The organism is Salinicoccus sp. RF5 (genome assembly GCF_020786625.1).
GTDB lineage: Bacteria > Bacillota > Bacilli > Staphylococcales > Salinicoccaceae > Salinicoccus.
Genome location: NZ_JAJGRC010000004.1, coordinates 240,443 through 260,874, shown reverse-complemented (window position 1 = coordinate 260,874; position 20,432 = coordinate 240,443). Strand labels below are relative to the sequence as shown.

At 48.9% G+C, this 20,432-nt stretch carries 24 protein-coding genes; 3 read left to right on the top strand and 21 right to left on the bottom strand.

The window, feature by feature from the left end; all coding sequences use genetic code 11:
- Positions 1 to 129: 129 nt before the first annotated feature.
- On the bottom strand, positions 130 to 1,125 hold the full coding sequence (locus tag LLU09_RS12245) for a zinc-binding dehydrogenase (RefSeq protein WP_228311959.1): 996 nt from the start codon (positions 1,123 to 1,125) through the stop codon (positions 130 to 132).
- 137 nt (positions 1,126 to 1,262) lie between these two features.
- Here LLU09_RS12245 and LLU09_RS12240 point away from each other — a divergent pair, with 137 nt between their 5' ends.
- The gene (locus LLU09_RS12240) at positions 1,263 to 2,228 is read left to right on the top strand and encodes a threonine ammonia-lyase (protein WP_228311958.1); all 966 of its coding nucleotides are present in this window, start codon (positions 1,263 to 1,265) and stop codon (positions 2,226 to 2,228) included.
- A gap of 30 nt (positions 2,229 to 2,258) precedes the next feature.
- Here LLU09_RS12240 and LLU09_RS12235 read toward each other — a convergent pair whose 3' ends face one another.
- The 3 genes from LLU09_RS12235 to LLU09_RS12225 all read right to left on the bottom strand — a co-directional run bounded on the left by LLU09_RS12235 (position 2,259) and on the right by LLU09_RS12225 (position 4,890).
- Positions 2,259 to 3,236: an LLM class flavin-dependent oxidoreductase gene (locus LLU09_RS12235; protein ID WP_228311956.1), complete on the bottom strand. Its 978-nt coding sequence runs from the start codon at positions 3,234 to 3,236 to the stop codon at positions 2,259 to 2,261.
- A 12-nt stretch (positions 3,237 to 3,248) separates the two neighbouring features.
- Positions 3,249 to 3,527 (bottom strand): DUF3219 family protein, encoded by a 279-nt coding sequence (locus LLU09_RS12230; protein WP_228311955.1) that lies wholly within the window; start codon positions 3,525 to 3,527, stop codon positions 3,249 to 3,251.
- A gap of 163 nt (positions 3,528 to 3,690) precedes the next feature.
- Complete coding sequence (locus LLU09_RS12225) at positions 3,691 to 4,890, bottom strand: amidohydrolase (RefSeq protein WP_228311953.1); 1,200 nt, start codon at positions 4,888 to 4,890, stop codon at positions 3,691 to 3,693.
- A 247-nt stretch (positions 4,891 to 5,137) separates the two neighbouring features.
- Between LLU09_RS12225 and LLU09_RS12220 the strand changes: the two genes are divergently transcribed.
- Positions 5,138 to 5,614: a DUF2243 domain-containing protein gene (locus LLU09_RS12220; protein WP_228311951.1), complete on the top strand. Its 477-nt coding sequence runs from the start codon at positions 5,138 to 5,140 to the stop codon at positions 5,612 to 5,614.
- A gap of 1 nt (position 5,615) precedes the next feature.
- A complete protein-coding gene (locus LLU09_RS12215; RefSeq protein ID WP_228311949.1) occupies positions 5,616 to 6,392 on the top strand; it encodes a cytochrome c oxidase assembly protein in 777 nt (258 codons plus the stop codon).
- A 68-nt stretch (positions 6,393 to 6,460) separates the two neighbouring features.
- Here LLU09_RS12215 and LLU09_RS12210 read toward each other — a convergent pair whose 3' ends face one another.
- From LLU09_RS12210 to LLU09_RS12130, 17 genes are all read right to left on the bottom strand, one after another.
- Complete coding sequence (locus tag LLU09_RS12210; protein ID WP_483314032.1) at positions 6,461 to 7,891, bottom strand: NAD(P)H-binding protein; 1,431 nt, start codon at positions 7,889 to 7,891, stop codon at positions 6,461 to 6,463.
- A gap of 131 nt (positions 7,892 to 8,022) precedes the next feature.
- Entirely contained in the window at positions 8,023 to 9,315 is a 1,293-nt protein-coding gene (locus LLU09_RS12205; RefSeq protein WP_228311946.1) for a DUF2254 domain-containing protein, read from the bottom strand.
- Positions 9,316 to 9,460: 145 nt separating this feature from the next.
- Positions 9,461 to 9,979, bottom strand: coding sequence for a DoxX family membrane protein (locus tag LLU09_RS12200; protein WP_228311943.1), 519 nt, complete (start codon positions 9,977 to 9,979; stop codon positions 9,461 to 9,463).
- 155 nt (positions 9,980 to 10,134) lie between these two features.
- Positions 10,135 to 11,013, bottom strand: coding sequence for an alpha/beta fold hydrolase (locus LLU09_RS12195; RefSeq protein ID WP_228311942.1), 879 nt, complete (start codon positions 11,011 to 11,013; stop codon positions 10,135 to 10,137).
- 114 nt (positions 11,014 to 11,127) lie between these two features.
- Entirely contained in the window at positions 11,128 to 11,637 is a 510-nt protein-coding gene (locus LLU09_RS12190; RefSeq protein ID WP_228311941.1) for a YfiT family bacillithiol transferase, read from the bottom strand.
- 94 nt (positions 11,638 to 11,731) lie between these two features.
- On the bottom strand, positions 11,732 to 12,187 hold the full coding sequence (locus tag LLU09_RS12185; RefSeq protein WP_228311940.1) for a YaiI/YqxD family protein: 456 nt from the start codon (positions 12,185 to 12,187) through the stop codon (positions 11,732 to 11,734).
- A 60-nt stretch (positions 12,188 to 12,247) separates the two neighbouring features.
- Positions 12,248 to 12,694 carry a DUF4385 domain-containing protein gene (locus LLU09_RS12180; protein ID WP_228311939.1) on the bottom strand — a complete coding sequence of 149 codons (447 nt, stop codon included), beginning with the start codon at positions 12,692 to 12,694 and terminating at the stop codon, positions 12,248 to 12,250.
- A 71-nt stretch (positions 12,695 to 12,765) separates the two neighbouring features.
- Positions 12,766 to 13,521, bottom strand: coding sequence for an arylamine N-acetyltransferase family protein (locus LLU09_RS12175; RefSeq protein WP_228311938.1), 756 nt, complete (start codon positions 13,519 to 13,521; stop codon positions 12,766 to 12,768).
- 52 nt (positions 13,522 to 13,573) lie between these two features.
- Positions 13,574 to 14,410 (bottom strand): NHL repeat-containing protein, encoded by an 837-nt coding sequence (locus LLU09_RS12170; protein ID WP_228311937.1) that lies wholly within the window; start codon positions 14,408 to 14,410, stop codon positions 13,574 to 13,576.
- 212 nt (positions 14,411 to 14,622) lie between these two features.
- The gene (rpsI, locus tag LLU09_RS12165) at positions 14,623 to 15,015 is read right to left on the bottom strand and encodes a 30S ribosomal protein S9 (RefSeq protein ID WP_031547085.1); all 393 of its coding nucleotides are present in this window, start codon (positions 15,013 to 15,015) and stop codon (positions 14,623 to 14,625) included.
- Between the two features lie 18 nt (positions 15,016 to 15,033).
- Positions 15,034 to 15,471, bottom strand: coding sequence for a 50S ribosomal protein L13 (rplM, locus tag LLU09_RS12160; protein ID WP_228311936.1), 438 nt, complete (start codon positions 15,469 to 15,471; stop codon positions 15,034 to 15,036).
- Positions 15,472 to 15,640: 169 nt separating this feature from the next.
- The gene (gene truA / locus LLU09_RS12155; protein ID WP_228311934.1) at positions 15,641 to 16,420 is read right to left on the bottom strand and encodes a tRNA pseudouridine(38-40) synthase TruA; all 780 of its coding nucleotides are present in this window, start codon (positions 16,418 to 16,420) and stop codon (positions 15,641 to 15,643) included.
- Positions 16,421 to 16,431: 11 nt separating this feature from the next.
- Positions 16,432 to 17,229, bottom strand: coding sequence for an energy-coupling factor transporter transmembrane component T family protein (locus LLU09_RS12150; protein ID WP_228311933.1), 798 nt, complete (start codon positions 17,227 to 17,229; stop codon positions 16,432 to 16,434).
- The gene (locus LLU09_RS12145) at positions 17,219 to 18,082 is read right to left on the bottom strand and encodes an energy-coupling factor transporter ATPase (RefSeq protein ID WP_228311932.1); all 864 of its coding nucleotides are present in this window, start codon (positions 18,080 to 18,082) and stop codon (positions 17,219 to 17,221) included. The genes LLU09_RS12150 and LLU09_RS12145 overlap by 11 nt, the downstream gene beginning before the upstream one ends.
- Complete coding sequence (locus LLU09_RS12140) at positions 18,079 to 18,867, bottom strand: energy-coupling factor transporter ATPase (RefSeq protein WP_228311931.1); 789 nt, start codon at positions 18,865 to 18,867, stop codon at positions 18,079 to 18,081. The genes LLU09_RS12145 and LLU09_RS12140 overlap by 4 nt, the downstream gene beginning before the upstream one ends.
- Before the next feature lie 151 nt (positions 18,868 to 19,018).
- Positions 19,019 to 19,414 (bottom strand): 50S ribosomal protein L17, encoded by a 396-nt coding sequence (rplQ, locus tag LLU09_RS12135; RefSeq protein ID WP_040105330.1) that lies wholly within the window; start codon positions 19,412 to 19,414, stop codon positions 19,019 to 19,021.
- 18 nt (positions 19,415 to 19,432) lie between these two features.
- Entirely contained in the window at positions 19,433 to 20,377 is a 945-nt protein-coding gene (locus tag LLU09_RS12130; protein ID WP_040105331.1) for a DNA-directed RNA polymerase subunit alpha, read from the bottom strand.
- Positions 20,378 to 20,432 lie beyond the last annotated feature (55 nt).

The following is a 20,432-nucleotide window of genomic DNA, read 5'->3' as shown; positions in this document are numbered from 1 at the left end:
TTATGAATCACTTGGTTTTAACAATACCCGCTCGGTAATGAACCTAACCGTAGGCCACGTGTGCCTCTTGCTAACCCCAAAAAAGTGGACACGAAATGCCAAGTCATGTCCACCACGTCTTACTTCTGCCTATTCTTCGATTGTAAATGCAATTTTGCCCATCATATCCGCACTCTCCAAATATTTGAAGGCTTCTTCATACCCGGACAATGGATGTGCCTGATCGATGATCGGTCTGATCTGATGTTGCTCCGAGAATTCGAGCATCTGATGCAGCTCTTCTGTGCTTGCCATCGTGGAGCCGAGGAGGTTGAACTGACCATAGAAGAATTTCCTCAAGTTCAATTCCACTGTGTCTCCTGTAGAAGCACCGAACGCAACGAGAGTCCCGCCACGTTTGAGCTGATCAAGCGCCTTGTTGAATGTGGAGGCACCGACGCTTTCGATGACCACATCGACCTTCTTGCCGTCCATTTCCTCATTCCAGTCGCCTTCGCTGTCGATGGCAAAATCCGCACCGAGCTCCAAGGCTTTTCTGCGCTTTTCTTCGGAGCGTGAAGTGATGTAGACCGTCGCGCCCTTGGCTTTTGCGAATTGGATGAGGTATATCCCGGCGCCGCCCGTGCCCCCTGGAATCAGAACGCTCATCCCTGCTTCCAAACCACCGCGGGTGAAGAGTGCACGATAGGCCGTCATGGCGGATAAGGCGAATGCCCCCGCTTCCTCCCATGATAGATATTCAGGCTTCGGCACAGCATTCTCCTCCGGGACGACGATATATTCTGCAAAGGTGCCATGTCCCGGCAGGCCTACAATGTCAAACCCTTCAGGCGGCACATCGCTGTTCTTCTGCCATCCCAGGGCCGGATTGACGATGACTGCATCGCCCGCTTCAACCTTCTCGACACCGGTGCCAACCGCATCGATTACGCCTGCACCATCCGATCCCAGGATGAGGGCAGGGTCTTCCGGCTTATGCCTTTCGGGCACAAACAGATCCCTATGGTTCAGTCCTGCCGAACGGAGTCTGATCCTGACCTCTCCTTTCCCCGGCTCAGGCAACTCCATCTCTCCGTAGTTCAAACCTTCCAGACCTTTCTTCTTTTCATGAAACACTGCTTTCATCTATGCTCCTCCTCATTCTTTCTACTCCCATCAATCATAAGACGCTTACATCATCCTCGGCAAATGAAGTGCTTGTATTTTTGTAAAATTGCGAGTTTTTCATGCTGATGTATAATGGTGAGAAAAGGAGGGATCGCATGACATTAACCTTGGAAATGGTCAAAGGCGCACAATCGAGGATCGGATCCCATATCATAAAGACACCATTGCTCAGAGCCCACGCACTTGATGCGCTTTTTGGATGTGAAGTCCATCTCAAACTCGAAAACATGCAGGTGACCGGTGCCTTCAAATACCGGGGGGCGATCAATAAGATACTCAAACTCTCCAACGAAGAAAAACAGAGGGGCATCGTCACCGCCTCATCGGGAAACCATGGCAAGGCAGTCGCCCACGGCGCCCGTGAGCTTGGAATCCAGGCGACCGTCGTCATTCCCGATACTGCACCGCCATTCAAGGTGGCGGCCATTGAACAGCTCGGTGCAGAGATTGTATACTCCACCGTCACAGAGCGCTTCGACGCCAGCGAAAGGATGGCCGAAGAGAATGGATACACACTTTTTCATCCCTATGATGATGATGACATCATGGCGGGACAGGGGACCATGGGACTGGAAATCATGGATCAGCACCCTTCCCTCGACACCGTCATTGTACCCACAAGCGGCGGCGGAATGCTTGGCGGGATTCTGACCGCCATGAAGGAAAGCAGCTCCTGCATCAGCATCCTCGGCGCGGAACCTGCAGCAATCCCCCGGTACAGTGAAAGCCTGGAACACGGGGAGCGGGTGAAGGTGGAAAGCCGCCGGACAATTGCCGATGCACTGGTTTCCGCACAGCCCGGCGGCCGCAATTTCCCGGTGGTACAGAAATATGTGGATGGCATGCTCAAGGCTGAAGATGCCTCGATTCTGAAGGCGATGAAGACGCTGCTGATGGAAGGCAGAATCCTTGCGGAACCTTCCGCAGCAGTGGGTCTGGCTGCAGTACTTGAGGAAACCTATACCCCGAATAGGGACGAGAAGGTCTGCTTTGTCATCTCCGGAGGCAATGTCGGCTTCGATCAGTTGAAACAACTGGATGATGTCAGCTATGGCATATAATGAAAATGAAGCCGCCTGGGCCAGGCGGCTTCATTTTTCATCCAGTTTTTCTGCTATATACCGATACGAATTCCTTTTATCCTCCGGCGAGAAGGTGATGGTGATGATCATGAACTCATCCACCCCGGAGGCCTCCTGGATGCGTTTGAGCTCATCCACGACTTCATCGGGGTTGCCGATGATCATCCGGTCCCGCATGGCTTGAAGCTTCTCTTCATCCTCCTTTGTCAATTCGCAGGCTTTCGCCTCTTCGATCGACGGGATCCCCCGGGTTTCACCGTGGAACTGCTGGACCTGCCAGATGAGCCAGCTGTATGCGATATCGTGGGCAGCTTCCGTCGTTTCTCCACAGACGACGGAGACCCCCATGATCGTCTCCGGACTCTGGCCTTTACTGCGTGGTGTGAAGTTTTCACGGTAATGCGCAAGAATCTCCTTGCCGTCCTCCTCACTCATGAACTGCCCAAAACAGTAGGAGAGTCCCTTCTCCGCTGCAAATGCGGCACTTTTTCTGCTTGTGCCGAGCATCCAGAGCGCAGGTTTGACCGGCGGCTCCGGGTTGGCGGCGAGGTCCGCCTCCCCATCGATATAGCCAGCCAGTTCATCGACCAGTTCGGGCATTTTGAACACCTGCTGCAGAAACCCGTCAGATAGTGCTTCGGACGCTTCTGCCGGGCCGCCCGGTGCCCTGCCGATGCCGATATCCACCCGATCCTTGAAAAGCGATGCAAGCATATTGAAACTCTCTGCCACTTTATACGGTTTGTAGTAGGGCAGCAATACAGCTCCCGAGCCGATCCTGATCCGTTTCGTATGGGCACCGACATAGCCCAGCATCACTTCCGGGGCGCTCGAGGCGAGATTCGGCAACGCATGGTGCTCAGCCACCCAGAACCTGGTATAGCCGTACCTGTCCCCCAACTCGGCCAATTGCCTGGAGGCCTCCAGTGCTTCATTCGGCGTCTGGCCCTTGGATATTGGCGCCTGATCCAAAATACTCAGTTTCATATCTCCTGCTCCTTATACTTCCTGTAGTGTGACCCTGAACTCGCCGGTCTGCCCCTCTTCGTAGAGGTTGTCGAGGGAAGTTGAATAATTGATGATCGTTCCTCTGAAATCCAGTCCCTCCTCCGGAATCCTGATATCGAATGTGCCTTTATATAGAAGGACCGTAACATCGTGGTATTCTTCACTCGTCACCTCGAAGATGAAGGATACTACCTGATGTCCTTCCTCAGTCTTTCTTTCATAATGCTTCACTTTAATTTCCGTATCATTCAGAACTATATTACGAACCATATTCTCATCCTTTTCCCCAAGAATAACACAGCCATCCTCCCCATATGGATGGAGGTGCTCAAAATGAATGCCCCACCATATCCAAAGCTTGGAATGGCGGGGCGGAAGCTATTCGCTCTTCTTTCTTTTTTCCAGCTGTCGTGTTGTCCATTCAATCCCTCCTTTACGGGCTATCCTGCTGAAGTCTTCCAAGGACGACTTCACCCAGGGTTTTTGCTGACATCAGAAGTGCACCTTCATTGGCTTCAAATTTAGGATGATGGTTCATATACGGCTCGTCCACGCCTTCAGGCTTGGCGCCGATATAGTAGAAGGCGCCCGGTGTCTTTTCAAGATAATAGGCGAAATCCTCAGACCCTGACAACGGCTTGCCGAATTCTACACCTTTAAGATATCCACCGACATTCGGCTTCAGAATGTCTTCTACAGCATGGGCAAGTTCAGGTGTATTGAAGAGCACAGGGTAATCGTACTTGTAGTCGAGGTCGACCGTTACTCCAAATGCACTTTCCAGGGATTCGGCAATGCCCTTGATGGCTTCGTATGCCGGCACTTTGTTCTTCTCGCTCATGTATCTTACTGTCCCCCTCAGCTTCACCGAATCCTGGATGACATTATAGCCGCCTGGTGCATCGAATGAAGCTACGGTGACGACCACCAGGTCCGCCGGATCCATCCTTCTGGAGACGACCGTCTGAACCTGTGTGACGAAATGGGCGCCGGCCACCAGGGCATCCTTGGCTGTGCTCGGCATCGCCGCATGGCCGCCTTTTCCTTGGATGGTAAGGTCGAAGTTGGATCGTCCCGCCATAGATTCACCCTCTGCCAGGACGACTTCACCCACTTCAAAGTTCGGGAAGATATGGATACCGTAAACTTCATCCAGGTCATCAAGTATCCCGGACTCGACGATGCCCTTGGCCCCGCCTGGAGGCACTTCCTCAGCATGCTGGTGGATCACCTTTATTGTTCCACTCCATTCATCTTTGAGCTCATAGAGGGATTCCGCAAGAATCAAAATATAGGCCGTATGCATATCATGTCCACATGCGTGCATGACGCCTTCCTTTTTGGACTTGAATGGCACATCCGCTTCCTCCTCGATCGGCAATGCATCGAAGTCGGCACGGATCCCGATCACCTTTCCGGCTGAAGCACCTTCAATTTTCACAATGACCCCATGGCCGCCCCCGGCGCCCGTCGTCACTGTGACATCCTTGCCGTCATAGAAGTCTGCGATGTACTTCGCCGTATTCTCCTCCTCGAAAGACAACTCCGGATTTTCGTGAAGATGGCGCCTGATTTCAATCATTCTCTCTTCTTTCTCTTCAAGCTTCTGCAACAACTTTTCTTTAACAGACATAAAATCCCTCCATATAAAATATCTAAAAATTACTTCTTTTCAGTCATTGTAGCACTATCAATTTTATGGATGAATACCGGCAAGGGATATATTTACACATTAGAGTATGTTTATGGCATTATTTCAGCAGATTGTCACAAAATGACAGCGCGGCCATTATTCATAATGGCATTCGAAATGTTCAAATCCTTTATTCTCTCCAATATCGGGTAAGTGAAATATAACTTAATCGACAGGAGAGGATACAATGGCAAGAAAACAGGAAACCCGCCAGGCCACTCCGGCCATGAACATCTGGTCCGGAGTTCTGTTCGGCATCGGGCTGATGGCGCTGATCGACGAAATCATCTTCCACCAGCTGCTGCAATGGCATCATTTCTACGACCTTTCCACACCATTCATCGGCATATTGTCCGATGGTCTGTTGAATGCTTTTGCACTGTTTGCGCTGGTTGCCGGCCTGTTCATGTTCGCAGACATACAGCGGCGGCATATTGCCCACGTGCGGATGTGGACTGCATCATTATTCCTTGGGCTTGGAGGATTCCAGGTATTTGATGGGATTGTAAACCATAAGCTGCTGCAGATCCACCAGGTACGATACGGGGTCGAAATATTGCCATACGACCTGGCTTGGAACATTTCCGGCCTCATTCTGCTGATCATCGGCACTGTTCTGTTCACTCAGGCCAAGAAGCGTATGAAACCAAGTGAGGCCCGATGATATGGCACACGCAAACTTCCTCCCCATCGAAATAGCTGTCGCCTTAATTGCACTTGCTGCTCTGATCCTGTATCCGGCTGGCATGTATATATCGGGTAAGAAGCACAAAAAATGGCCCTTCCACCGTTTTATATTATGGTCGGCCGGGGTTGTTCTGGCTGCTTCGGCCCTCACCGGGCCGCTCGCCCAACTGTCCCATACGAATTTCACTGCACATATGATGGGACATCTGCTGCTGGGCATGCTGGCTCCGCTTCTCCTCGCATTCGGCAAGCCGATGACATTGCTCATGCGCACTCTAAATGTCCGAACGGCGAGAAAATTGAGCCGTCTGCTCAACAGCCGCTATATCAGTTTCATCACCAATCCGCTGGTTGCAGCCACTCTGAACATCGGCGGGCTGTTCCTGATCTATATGACCGGGCTGTTCACGATGATGCACATGTCGGCATGGCTCTATGCCCTGATTCACTTGCATGTATTCCTGGCAGGATATCTATTCACAATCTCACTCATCTACATCGATATCACAACGCATAGATACAGCTACATGTACCGGGCCATTGTACTCATACTTGCACTCGGTTTCCATAAAGTATTATCCAAGCTCATCTACGCAGCACCTCCTGAGGGCGTCTCGAAGGCTGCAGGGGAAAGCGGTGCACTATTGATGTACTATGGCGGTGATATCATCGATATCGGATTGATCGTCATACTGTGTTGGCAGTGGTATCGGGCACGGTCTCCAAAAATGCAGAAGACAGCAGGTTCCGCCTAGCGGACCTGCTGTCTTTTTTTGTTATCTTTATATTTCCCGGGAAATTATCCTGTTGTCTTCCTTTCCATCTATTCTGCATTAGGGTTGGAGACATATTTCGCATACTGTGAATCCAGCATGTTTGCAAGCAAGCGTGTTTCAAACCCGAAAGCCTTCATGACCAGCAGGTGGATTTTCGCCTGCGTAACAGTATAGAGGATCCATGGAAGCGTCGGTTCGTACTCGTGGATGGCAATCAATACTTCATCCGTATCCAGCACACGGCGGAACTCGAGGCGCGCCCGGCCGTCCTCCCTAGTCTGGGAGAACTTTCCTCCTTTAATGTAGTAGAGGATCCGGTCTTCATATGAACGCTCCTCCGATTTCTCCAGAATTAGGATCGGCGATTTGAACAGAGGCAGTGCAATTGATGTCTCCTTGTCCTTCACACGCGTACTTATGAATTTCCCTCCGATTCGGGACAACCAGTTCACATAGTAGTCGGCTGTATCATCTATCGTCCATTGCTTTGGAATTCTTATACGCTGGACGGATTTCACATCGTTCTTCTCTATGTCGCTTTTCTGTATGATTTCAATGCCTTTTTTGGTGCTTGAATCTATTTCATCATCCAGCGCGATACGGACACTGTCCTTGAAGCTCGTTGGTGCATCTGATATGCCCTCTACACAGTTCTCATCCCTCATCACCATGTTGTGGGTAAGGCTTTCAAGCAATGGGTAGACCATCTCTTTCGGCTTCTGTGCAATCAGGCTGACCCAGAGCTTGGAAAGCGTGATCGGGATAATCGGCACATCGATCATCGGCAGCTTTTTGTCCATGACTTCCGCCGTCTCCTCAAACAATTGCCTGTAGGACTTTTCCTCGGGCCCTCCGATATCGATGGATTCATTTCGGCTGGACTCCCTTTCGATTACCCGAGTCAAACCTGTAATGACATCCTTCAGTGCCACCGGATGGGTCCTATTGTATGCCCAGGATGGGAGCAGAAGTCCGGGCAGGCGCTTCACCAGATTGTGGAGGATCGGGAAGGAAGACCCCTTCGGTCCCACAATCAGTCCAGCACGCAGTGTGGTCACGGGGATCCCGTAGGAACCAAGTATCCTTTCACATTCCAGTCGGCTTGCCAGGTGTTCCGAGAGCGTATCATCATCTGGAATGATTCCACTCAGATAAACGATCCGCTTCACGCCCTTCTGCTTGGCAGCCCATGCAAAATTGTCCGCTAGTATCGCATCCATGTCCTCGAACTTTGCCTGTGAAAGCTTTGATGAAGGCTGCATGGAATGGACGAGGTACACTGCAATGTCTATATCCTCCATTACATTCTCGATATCTATCTGTGAATAGAGATCCGCCTCCTTCCATGTGACATTCTCTTCGTCTTCCTTATCATCCGCATGTCTGGAGATCGCTATGATCTCATGATTTTCTTTGAGCTTCTCCAGAAGATTTCCGCCAATATATCCGGACGCACCGGTCAGTAATATTCTCATCAACATTCATCCCCTTTTCTTCTTTTCAATACGTACTTATACCCTGAAATGAAATATTTAGACCAGCCACTAGAAATCTGCATTAAAAATGGTACCCCACTCCCATCGGGTACCATTCCATCAATATTTCCATATTACTCCGCCCTGTTCAACGCTTCACTCAAACGGACTTGCCTCTCATTGATATATTTGTAATCAATGTCATACAATACATCCTCATCGAAACCATCATATACATAGCGGCTGAACGCTTCTATATCCTGCTTCACATCATCTGTACTATTCAGGGCGATATTCTCGAGAGCTTCAATGAGCGTCCTGAGGATCGTCACATCCTGCCTCCCATAGAAGCTGATCTGCGACAGCATCTTATAGAGTTTATCTTCCACACTGCTTCTTCTGACCACCAGTCGTCCCAGGTGCTTTTCATCATTGTATATGACGTACGTACCGGTATATTTGAAATTCTTTATGAGCGCTTCGGAAAGGTAGTGGATGCACTGGACAGCGGTGTTGGGGTCATTGATCCCGGGGGATAGCGCACGTATCGCAACATCCACAATCTTCTGCAGGCCATAGTCGACATCCTGATATACGCTCCGTTCCTTGCCGAGCTCAATATTCCTGATCAGACTGTCCGGAATTTCAGTCCCTTCATCGTGATGGATGGTGATAAGGATGGTAGAGGTCGTCACAAACTCCCCCACCAGCTGCTCGACATGGATGACAGCCTCATTCTCCTCCGCCCATTCAAACAGCCTGTCGTGGTTCATGAACTGGATGAAACCGAAGTCTTCGGACTGGAGTGCAGTCGTCGTGTCATACGACTCCACCATCTCGGGTTTCAGACCGCTTACTGCAACATGATCCTGATCGATCCTCTTTTCTTCCTTTTCTATCTCTTCCTTCACGTCCTCGACGAGAGAATTGATGAGGTTGCTGACCTGTATGCTCGAAGCGACGAAATGGATGAAGTATGCAAAGAAGAAAAGACAGAGTACGGCAAGCATGACCGCCACAATCGCCGAAATGACTTCCCCTTCGAATGTGGCCTGCTGCATGAAGGCCAGTGATAGGATCGAATACAGAAAACCGCCCATGAATACACCAAGGACCCGCATCGTCCTCCTGTCATTCACAAAGTTGGTGAGCACCCGTGGTGAGAACTGGGATGAATATGTAGTCAGCACTACCATGATGGTGGAGAACGTAATCGTTGTCATCGTCAACAGTGCCCCGGAAATCGAACCGAGGATCTCTTTGGCCAGATCGACCGATGTCGCCAGGAAAAACGCCAGTTCGAAGTTGAGCAGCGGCAGTATCTTCATGTCTATGTAGACGACAATCAGAGCCAAAGCAAGTGCCATCAGACAATAGATCACAGGAATGACCCATATGCTGTTTCTTATCGTTTTCAGGAATTTCATCATCATCCCCCATTTTCCTAGTCTGTAAGCCAATCATAACCGGGATGGGATGAATACTCAATAGAAGGCCGGGAACGACCCACATAAGAAGACGCAGCAAAAGACCCGTCTCCATTATGGAACCGGGTCTTTGATGAAACAAGAGCTATTCAGTCACTTCGCGCTTTCTCATCGGGAACTTGAATCTGCGGGATGTGCCATCTTCATTCTCACGATACAGGAAGTGGTCCACTCCGAGGCTTCCCGCCTTGTGCCCTCCAGCAAGTATGGCCAGGCCGATGAGGATGTACAATGGGTTTACTGATACTGTGCCTGCAAACAGGAATGCGAAGTTCATCATCAGTCCGAAGAATGCAGCATATGCGGTCAGTCCCCCAAGAAGCAACCCGAGTCCAACAAACACTTCACCCCATGGAATCATGATGTTGACGATCGGCGCCATCGGCAGAAAGACATTTTCCACAAGGAATGTATACCACGGGTAGACTGCGCTGCCGTCCGGGCCGACTACAGGATTCTGGACTGCATTCTGCAGATATCCTGAAGCATCAAAGCCATTCATCACTTTGCCCAAACCACTCGTAAACCAGCCAAACCCGAGGAATATCCTCAAAATAAGTAATACATATTTGCTCGCCTTATTTTCCCTAAACCATCTGATCATTTGTATTTCTCCTCTCTGATTATCCGTTCTTTTCTATAGGTTCATTATATGTGAATATTATCACATATGCAATAGTTTTTGTTAATTTTTTCACATTAATTTACGTAATTAAGGAAAATAAAAAAAGCACAGCCGGAGGCTGTGCAGAATGATGGTCAGCTTATGATTTGAGAAGCGGTTTTGTTCAGAAAGCGGAGGAGCTGATCATTGACGAATTCAGGCTGTTCCTGATGAACCCAATGTGTCGCATTCTCGACCCAGATTACAGCATCGCTGTCGATGAGCTTAAGGCTCTCCTCTGCCAGCTTACTGGACAGGAACTGGTCGCCTTTCCCCCATATGATCTTTACGGGCACTTCGATATCGTCCTTCCGCACACTCTTCATGCTGGAGGGCATTGCACGATACCAGTTCAGCATGCTCGTCAGCGTCTTGGGCCTTGCCCAAGCAATCTTATATGCACCAAGCTCCTCTTCTGTGAATGTCCCTTTTCTACTCGTCATCTTAAGGGCCTGCTCCATATACCGGTAATCGTTGCTGCTCATGATCTTCTCCGGTACTTTCGGAATCTGGAAGAACAGCATGTATGAGCTCCTCAGCCATTGCAAGGGCGTCTTAAGCATGACTATAGGGACTACTGCCGGATGCGGCACATTGATCGCCACAAAGCCCCGGACCAGTTCAGGATGCGTGCTCACCAGATGCCAGCCTACCACACCGCCCCAATCGTGGCCGATGATGGCTGCATCCTTATGTCCAAAGTAGTGGATGAGCCCGATGATATCATTCCTGAGCGTATCGATGTGGTAAGCCCCGACCCCATCCGGCTTGTCACTTTTATTATATCCACGCTGGTCGGGGGCGACGACCCTATATCCCGCTTCGGCCAACTCACGGATCTGTCTTCTCCAGCTGAACCAGAACTCGGGGAAACCATGGAGCAATATCACCAGATCTCCCTCCTCGGGGCCGGAAACTGCAACATGGAGCTCCACTCCATTCGTCTCGATATGCTCGAAATCGATGTTCATCATGATAACCTCCATTCCGTAGTATGAAGCTGTTTGCCAATCACTTAATAATTCCCGGCTTCAAACCTCTTTAACCACACTTTGGAAATCAGGCGATGATCAGGACATTCGATTCCATCATTTCGATAATGCAATTTTTATATGTTCCAAGTGATGCTCTTCATGCCATGCGAGTTTCGCCACTTTTGTTGCTACAGTGATCTTACCGTTCGTCTCATGGATGAAATATCGGTCCAACTGCGCCTCCGTCAGGTTGCGCGCCACTTCTGTGATGCGTGCGTTCATCCCTTCGAGCATTCTGATGGACGCCTCTACAGGAAGTTCAGTATCCGGCTGCACCGCCCATTCCCCCTGGAGAAAGCCGGGCACCGTCGGTGCATCGTCCGTAAGTGCCAGTTTCAGGCGCTGATACATATTCAATTGAGAATCCGCAATATGGTGAACAAGCTGCCTTACCGTCCAACTCCCTTCACGATAGGTTTTTGATAGATCCTCTTCACCCAGATCATCAACTACTGCCCTCAGCCGACCTGTATAGGACTCGATCTGATCCGCCCACTCCTGTACATTTTCAAGCGTTGGTGTTTCTGGTACATCCAGTTTACCTATTGGAAACTTAACATCCATTAAAATTCTCCTCCCATAACAATGTCTTCCATTTCAATATACTATACATCCAGCTTCGATTTCGATTGTACGCTCAAAGCGATGAATAAAAAAACTATCCTTTATCCACTGTACTCCCGATCTTCTGGCGGAACAGCTTGAGGAAAGCTTCCTTGTCATCCTTGGAGAATGGCTTCGGCCCTTTCGTCCTCCCGCCGCCTTTGCGGATCATGCTGCCCATATAACGCGTCTCAAGCAGATGATCGATATTCCTGGCGTCATATTCAAATCCTTTATGATGGAGTACTGTGCACCCCTTCGGCAGAAGCAGGGAAGCAAGCCCGTAGTCCTGGGTCACCACCATATCATCCGCTGCTACGAGCTGCACCACTTTAAAGTCCGCAGCATCCGGACCCGCTTCCACATACACAGCCCGGACATGCTCGGGCAATTCCTGGGTGGAATAGTGCGACAGACTCGACACCAATACGACCGGCACCTGTCTGTCCCCTGTTTCTTTTATGATGATATCCTTCACCGGACATGCATCCGCATCAACAACCACTTTCATCCAATCACCTTTCCTTAATGACCTCTTCCACACAAAAGCAAAAATGGAAGATACATCACCTCATCCGTACTTCTTCTGATGCGCCTTCTTCAGCTTGAGGTAATCTTCATCCTCCCGCACCGTCTTCCATTTCTCTTCAAAGATCGCAGCCGATTCCGCCTTCTCCTCATCAATATCCCGTTCGTTCACTTCACCGTTCTTGTCGTACTTCCTTCCACCTTTATAATTGGCATAACGGCGGGAGCGCGTATATCCCATCTGGAGGAATTTCCTCGCCATGTCCATCCCTACAAAGTCGTCCTCTTCCTTATAGTCCAGATACATCTGATAGATCTTATCCGAGGATTCCCGGGCAATCTCAGGTGTCTTGAAGCGCCAGTGCGGGAGTATTTCACTTTTATAGGGTTCCACCATCAGCACACCCTGCTCGCCTCTTCCCACTCTGTAGAGTTCAGGCTGTTCACGAAAATCGATGTTGTCAAAATCCAAATCGTAGTCGAAAGCCATTTTTATCCCTCCAACTCCATTTATTATCAGTAAAAATAATGGCTTCTTGACATATACCCTCGAGCTTACCGTTATGAATCCTTTTCCAACCTGTCTATTTTAACGTCCAAGCCGAAATATTCATTTAAATATTTTTGATAGTTGCCTCTAGTCACTTCAAGCTTTTCTTTCTCGCCATCCATCGTGATCGTGAGATTGTTCTCCGTCATCGATACACGGCCATAGCTCTTCGGCATCGTGATTATCAGATGCCTCGTAAAGATTGAATCCGGATGGTGTTGATTATAGTCCATATTGTCGTTGAAGTCCTCTGGCCTACGCGGTTCGAAATATCCTTTATACAGTGTTTCAAAAACACCTGCATTTTCTTTCTGGACTTCAAACCCATCGTTTACTTCAACTGCACGGTACCGGCCATTCACATCATCGATTGTGATTTCCTGACCAATTGGACGAATCGGCATGGCTTTCACGGGCAGGTCGCCAAATCCGACATCAGCGACATACAGTGCGTCCGCCTTCACCAATGTCGACATATGACTGCCTTCCCGTGTCCATCCATCTGGATTTTTCACAGTGGCAGCAACATTATATGCCTCATATCCCTTTTCATTTAGGTAATATCTGAATAAAGTGTTCATCTCATAACAGAATCCCCCTCGGCCCCGTGTGATTATCTTCTCGGATAGATTGTCCAGTTCCACTGAAACAGGTACTTCATTCTGCACATCTATATTCTCAAAAGGCACCCGTTTCATATAACTCGAGATATAATCATCCAGTCTGCCGGATGGATGGCCCAAAAAACGATCCATCTCCTCAATCATAAGTCCATCTCCCTAAATGTGGTGCATCCTATTTGAATATCATCACAAACATCTATATGCCTATAAGCTTTGTGATGCCGTCAGGCAGCATCTCTGCAATATAGATATCACCGTGGACATCTACAGCGACTCCATGCCCAAAGGTGCCCAGTGTCCGGCACCTGCCGATAAATGCATCATCAGAATTGAAAACGTGCAAGGACGGCACCTGGTCTGTAACATAAATGAATCCCTCCCTGTCCTGGCATATATCCATTGGGTGAAATACATTCGATAGTTCTTTTAAATAGCTGCCACTCTGATCGAATATTTGAACCCGATTGTTTTCACGATCCGCGACCAATACCCTTTCGTTTCGATCTAGCATTACTGCGTGGGGGGTACTGAGACTCCCTTCTCCTGTTCCAAGCCCACCCCAGGTGTTGATCCACTCACCATCTCTATTAAAGTGATGGATATGTGCATTGCCGTAGCCATCCGAAACAAAGAAGTCCCCTCTTCTGGAAAAGGCGATATCAGTCGGATGATTGAAAGGTTCCCCTGTATTTCCTGGGTTATGCTGATTGCCCACCATACGGAGGACCTCTCCCTGCCTATTGAAAACGATGATCCTGTGATGGTCCCGCTCCACCACATACACTTCGCCTTCCCGATTGATTTCTAGATAGTGCCCATCCTTGATTTCAACATCGCTCCATTGATCCACAAGTTCGCCATTGGAATTGAAAACGAGCATGAATGGATCACTTCTCTGCAGCACGTATATATAGCCTTCCTCATCACTCGAAACAGCCGAGACATTATTGATATACTGTCTTGAAGAATCTTCAGCCCAGTCGCTCTCCACCCTATACTTCTTCTCACCCAATCTGAATATCATGTCAGACATACCTTCATCCACTCCTCATCTGTACTTGGTTTTATTTCCATATTTTTGAGCAACTTCTTCTATAGAGCATCTGTAAGTATTGACTTAACTTCATACTATCATAATGTGTAGAGGTGTTATCCATATACGCCCCTTGTTCAATCCCTCTGTAAAATTATAAACAAAAAAGCACTCCCCAATCTTTGGGAAGTGCTTTCCAATATATAAATATATTAACGTTTTGAGAACTGTGGAGAACGACGGGCTTTCTTGAGTCCGTATTTCTTACGTTCTTTCATACGTGGGTCACGTGTAAGGAGTCCAGCTCTCTTAAGCACGCCACGGTTTTCCGGATCTGCTTCCAGAAGTGCTCTTGCGATACCATGACGGATTGCCTGAGCTTGTCCTGTGAAGCCGCCACCTTTAACGTTTACCAGTACATCGTAGTTACCTTGTGTTTCTGTAACTGCGAATGGCTGATTCAAGTCAAGGATGAGACTTTCGAATGGGAGATAGTCCCTCATGTCACGTCCGTTGACTGTAACATTGCCTTCACCTGGTACGAGACGTACACGCGCTACTGCATTTTTACGACGACCTGTTCCTGTATATTCTACTTTAGCCAATGAATTAACCTCCTATCCTTAACCGCGAAGTTCGTAGTTTTCTGGTTTTTGTGCTTCATGCTTGTGTTCGCTTCCAGCGTATACATGAAGTTTCTTGCCTTGTGCGCGACCGAGTCTGTTCTTTGGAAGCATGCCTTTGATGGAGTTCTCCAACAGACGGACAGGGTTCTTCCTTTTCAGTTCACCAGCTGAGATGGATCTGATTCCACCTGGGTGGCCAGTGTGTCTGTAGTACATTTTGTCCTGTTCTTTGTTGCCGGTCATTTGGATCTTTTCAGCATTGATGATGATTACGTTATCACCTGTATCAACGTGTGGTGTATAAGTCGGTTTGTTCTTGCCGCGAAGTATTGATGCAACTTCAGAAGAAAGACGACCAAGTGTCTGTCCTTCTGCGTCGACAACATACCATTTACGTTCAATATTGGCTTCGTTTGCCATAAATGTTTGACGCATTTCCAGTCCTCCTAAATATATGAGTGGTGCTCTCATTCATGCTCTCTAAAATAAAAAAGCTTCGTTTGCTTTATATCGTTTTGCACAATAAGTTTCCGGGGCTTATCGTGGGTGATATAAAATTATACCGTTGTCTATGATAACCTTAAAAGGGTATTTTGTCAATGTTTCAGTGGATTAAATTATATTTTTCCAATGCCTCATTCCGTGATGTTTCATCGAGGAATACACGTTCCAGGTAAAGGCCTTCTGGTGGAGCCGTCTTGGGCACGAGTGTCCTGTCCCTTGCCTCTATGATCTGAGGTGTGCGGGAAGCTTCCCACCGGCCCTGGCCGACCTCAAGCACATAGGCGACGAGGATTCTGACCATGTTGTAGAGGAATCCGGAACCGATGATCAGGAAGTCATAGCCGTTCTCCGTCTTTATCAGGTCGAAACGATAGATGTGGCGCACCTTGTTTTCGATCGGCGACTTTGCACTGGAGAAGCTTGTGAAGTCATGGGTGCCGACGAAATGCTGCATCGCCTCCCGCATCTTTTCTTCATCCAACTTATACGGATAATAGGTCTTCAGGCCTCTTTCGAAAGGATCCCGGATTTCCCCCTGATAGATCCGGTACCGATAGGCCTTGCCGGCCGAATGATGGCGTATATGATAGTCCGGACTGATCCGTCTGACTTCGTGGATCGCTATGTCCCCTGGCATTGCACTGTTCAATGCATGCTGCCATTTCGGTTCAGGGATGTTCAGATCCGTATCGAAATGGAAATACTGCTCCCGTGCATGGACCCCGCTGTCGGTACGTCCTGCAGGGTGGATTCTGACGGGGACCTTATGCATCCGCTGAAGTATCTTTTCTATCTCCCCCTGGACTGTACGCCCCTCCATCTGGTACTGGAAACCGTTGAATCCGGCACCATTATAGCTTGTTCTTACTAGATAACGCATTCCTCTACTCCTTACTGTCTGATCATCCACAGGATGATGCCGAATATGATCATAAGAATCAGTGCGAAAGTGTCCTTCCACTGCCAGTTGAGCACACGGTAGTGTGTTCTGCCTTCCTCTCCCTGATACCCTCTCACTTCCATGGCAATGGCCATCTCCTCCGCCCTTTTGAAGGATGAAATGAAAAGTGGGATGAAGATTGGTGTCAGTGCCTGCAGTCTGGACATCAGGTTTCCGGTCATGAATGTCGATCCCCTGGCACTCTGGGCCTTGATGATCTTCTCCGTCTCATCCATCAGTGTCGGAATGAACCGGAGGCTGATGGACATCATCAGCGCAATTTCATGCACGGGCACCCTGAAGACCTTCAGTGGCTTCGCGATGCGTTCAATCGCATCCGTCAGCTGCAGCGGGCTTGTGGTCAGCGTCAGTATCGTCGTAATCAGGACAAGCATTGCGAGCCGTATGGTAATGTAGATACCCCGCACGACACCTTCCGATTCTATTGTGAAGAAGCCGGCATCTACAAGCACAGTCCCCCCCTTGGTGAAGAAGAGGTGCATGAAGAACGTGAACAGCAGCAGTATGAGTATCAGCTTCAATCCATTGAAGAGGAAGCGGATGGACAGTCCTGCAGTCTTGGTCAGTACAGTGATGAAGACGATCAGCAGTGTGTAGCCGGTCCAGTGGTTGGCAAAGAATACAATGGCCATGAAAAGGACGACCGCCAGTATCTTTGCACGTGGATCCAGCTGGTGGATGATGCTGGACCCCGGTATATATCTGCCAAGCAGCATTTTACTGAGCATAGCCCGCCCTCCATTCCCTATAGAGTTCGGTGAAATGCTCGACATTCCTTGGCATGCTGTCGAAGACGACACCTTTGTCTTCCAGGTCATGGACCAGCCTGACGATGTCCGGCGGTTCGAGTGCAAAACGTCCAAGCAATGCTTCATCAGTGAGCAGGTCGAGGGTTCTGCCTTCCCTCACAAGATGGCCGCTGCTCAGTACCTTTACATAGTCGGTATACTCGAAGACATCGTCCATATCGTGTGTAACAAGGATGACGGTGATGCCCATCTCCTGGTGGACCCGCTTAAAAAGCGCCATCGTCTCAATATGACTTTTCGGATCCAGCCCTGCCGTCGGTTCATCCAGAATGAGTACTTCCGGTTCCATGGCGAGTATGCCCGCGATGGCTACCTTGCGCATCTGTCCGCCTGACAGATCGAAAGGCGATGATTGGAACAGGGACGCATCAATGTTCAGCAGATCCAGATAATATTCTGCTTTCTCCTGTGCTACAGTTTCATCCATTCCCATGTTCTTCGGTCCAAACATGACATCTTTGAGTACCGTTTCTTCGAAAAGCTGATGCTCAGGAAACTGGAATACCATGCCCACATGCTTTTTTACCCGGTGGATATCCTTCTGCTTCGACTTCCTCTTCAGCAGAATATCACCGACACGCACCTCCCCCCTATTTGGAAGGAGCAGGCCATTCATCGTCTGGATCATCGTCGATTTGCCGCTGCCCGTATGGCCGATGATGCCATAGTATACACCTTCCTCGAAGGTTGTACTGATGTCGTTCAGTGCAAGATGTTCAAAGGGGGTGTTCTGGTGATAGATGCTCGTCATATTCTTGAATGTGATCCTCATAGGCGTTCCACCAATTCATCGTATGACATGAAAGAACCGTCAAGGAGCTGCCTGGACAGCTTCATATGGAAAGGCAGCACCAGACGGCTGGCCACCAGCGCATCCGTGTCCTGATATATCTCCTCCACCGTACCTTCACTGATGACACGACCATCCTTCATGATGACGGCATGGTCGCTCTCTTCAATCTCTGACAGGTCATGTGTGATGAAGACGAGCGTTGTCTTTCCCTGATGGTGGATGGTTCTCAGTATATCGAGGACCTCCTGCCTGCCTTCCGGATCTATCATGGAAGTCGCTTCATCCAGAATGAGCACTTCAGGTGTCATTGCCAAAGCCCCTGCGATGGCTACACGCTGCTTCTGTCCCCCCGACAGCCTGGAGGGCTCATGGTCGCGGAATTCAAGCATATTGACCGCCTTGAGCGCCTCCTCGGTGCGCCTTACCATCTCTTCCCTCTCGATGCCATTGTTCTCAAGGCCGAAGGCCACATCATCTTCAACCGTCGCACCGACAAACTGGTTGTCGGGGTTCTGGAAGACGATGGCAAACTTCTTCCTCAGTTCTGCACGGTTTTCATCATCCAGCACTTCTCCATCGACAGTGATGGTGCCTTCATAGTCATTCAGTATACCCATGAGTATTTTGACGAGTGTACTCTTGCCAGAGCCGTTATGTCCGATGATGGAGACCCATTCCCCACGCCGAAAGGTCAGGGAGATATGATCCAAAGCTCTATATTCACCTGTCCGATAACTATAGGTTATATCTTCAAGACCAATCATAACTCCACCACCATTTTTATGTAATAAAAAAGCGCGTACCCTGCACATGGGAGTCGCGCGATGATTCAGTATTGCCTGCAGGGTACGTTGAGCTAGACAATATGGCCCTCAGGCCACATTATCGTAACACTCATTCTGCTTTTATAAGAGATTACGCTTCTTCAGTCGCAGCAGTGCCTTGTACGAATTCGATGATTACGAGTTCAGCACCGTCTCCACGGCGTTCACCAAGCTTCTTGATGCTTGTGTAGCCGCCCTGGCGGTCCTCAAAACGTGGTGCAATATCATCAAAAAGCTTTTGAAGTGCGTACTGTGTAGTACCATCTTCATTTGCGATTTCGACATTGCGTACTGTCTGTCCTGCACGACGTCTAGACGCGAGGTCTCCACGCTTGCCAAGTGTAACCAGTTTGTCTACCACTCTGCGAAGTTCCTTCGCTCTCTGTTCAGTTGTTGTAATGCGTTCGCTCACGATGAGGGATGTTGCCAGATCACGGAGCATCGCTTTTCTTTGGTCGGACGTGCGTCCTAGTTTTCTGTAGCCCATTGCAATTTACCTCCTTTATCAGTCTTCTTTACGGAGCCCCAGACCGAGGTCCTCAAGTTTAAACTTAACTTCTTCAAGAGACTTGCGTCCCAGATTCCTTACCTTCATCATGTCTGCTTCACTCTTATCAGTCAGTTCCTGTACTGAGTTGATGCCTGCACGCTTCAGACAGTTGTATGAACGTACTGACAGGTCGAGTTCCTCGATGGACATTTCAAGCACTTTCTCTTTCTGGTCCTCTTCTTTCTCGATCATGATTTCTGCATTCTGAGCTTCATCAGTCAGACCGACGAAGATGTTCAGGTGCTCTGTCATGATTTTGGCAGCAAGGGAAATGCCTTCCTGCGGGGAGATGGAACCATCTGTCCATACATCCAGGGTGAGTTTGTCGAAATTCGTCTTCTGGCCAACACGCGTGTTTTCAACTGTATAGTTGACACGTTCGATTGGTGTATAGATCGAATCCACCGGAATCACACCGATTGACATATCACTCTTGTTATTGCCCTCTGCAAGGGTATAACCTCTGCCACGATTTGCGATCATGCGGATCTTCAACTGACCACCATTGGATACTGTTGCAATCTTCAGGTCGCGGTTCAAAATCTCAACGTCGCTGTCGTGGGTGATGTCGCCGGCTGTGACGATGCCTTCACCACTGAAGTCGATTTCCAGAACTTTTTCATCTTCGGAATAGATCTTGAGTGCAAGCTTTTTGATGTTTGTGATGATTGTTGTAACATCTTCCACAACATTTTCAATTGTAGAAAATTCATGCAGTACATTTTCTATTTCTATCGTTTTGACTGCCGCACCAGGTAATGATGATAAAAGAATGCGACGCAAGGAGTTTCCAAGTGTTGTTCCATATCCTCTTTCCAGAGGTTCAACAACAAACTTACCAAACTTAGAATCTTCCGATACTTCGACTGTTTCAATTCTAGGTTTTTCGATTTCTATCATTTGTCTACTTATCCTCCCTCTAAACGCCGGAAATATTATGCAGCCATGTGTTTTA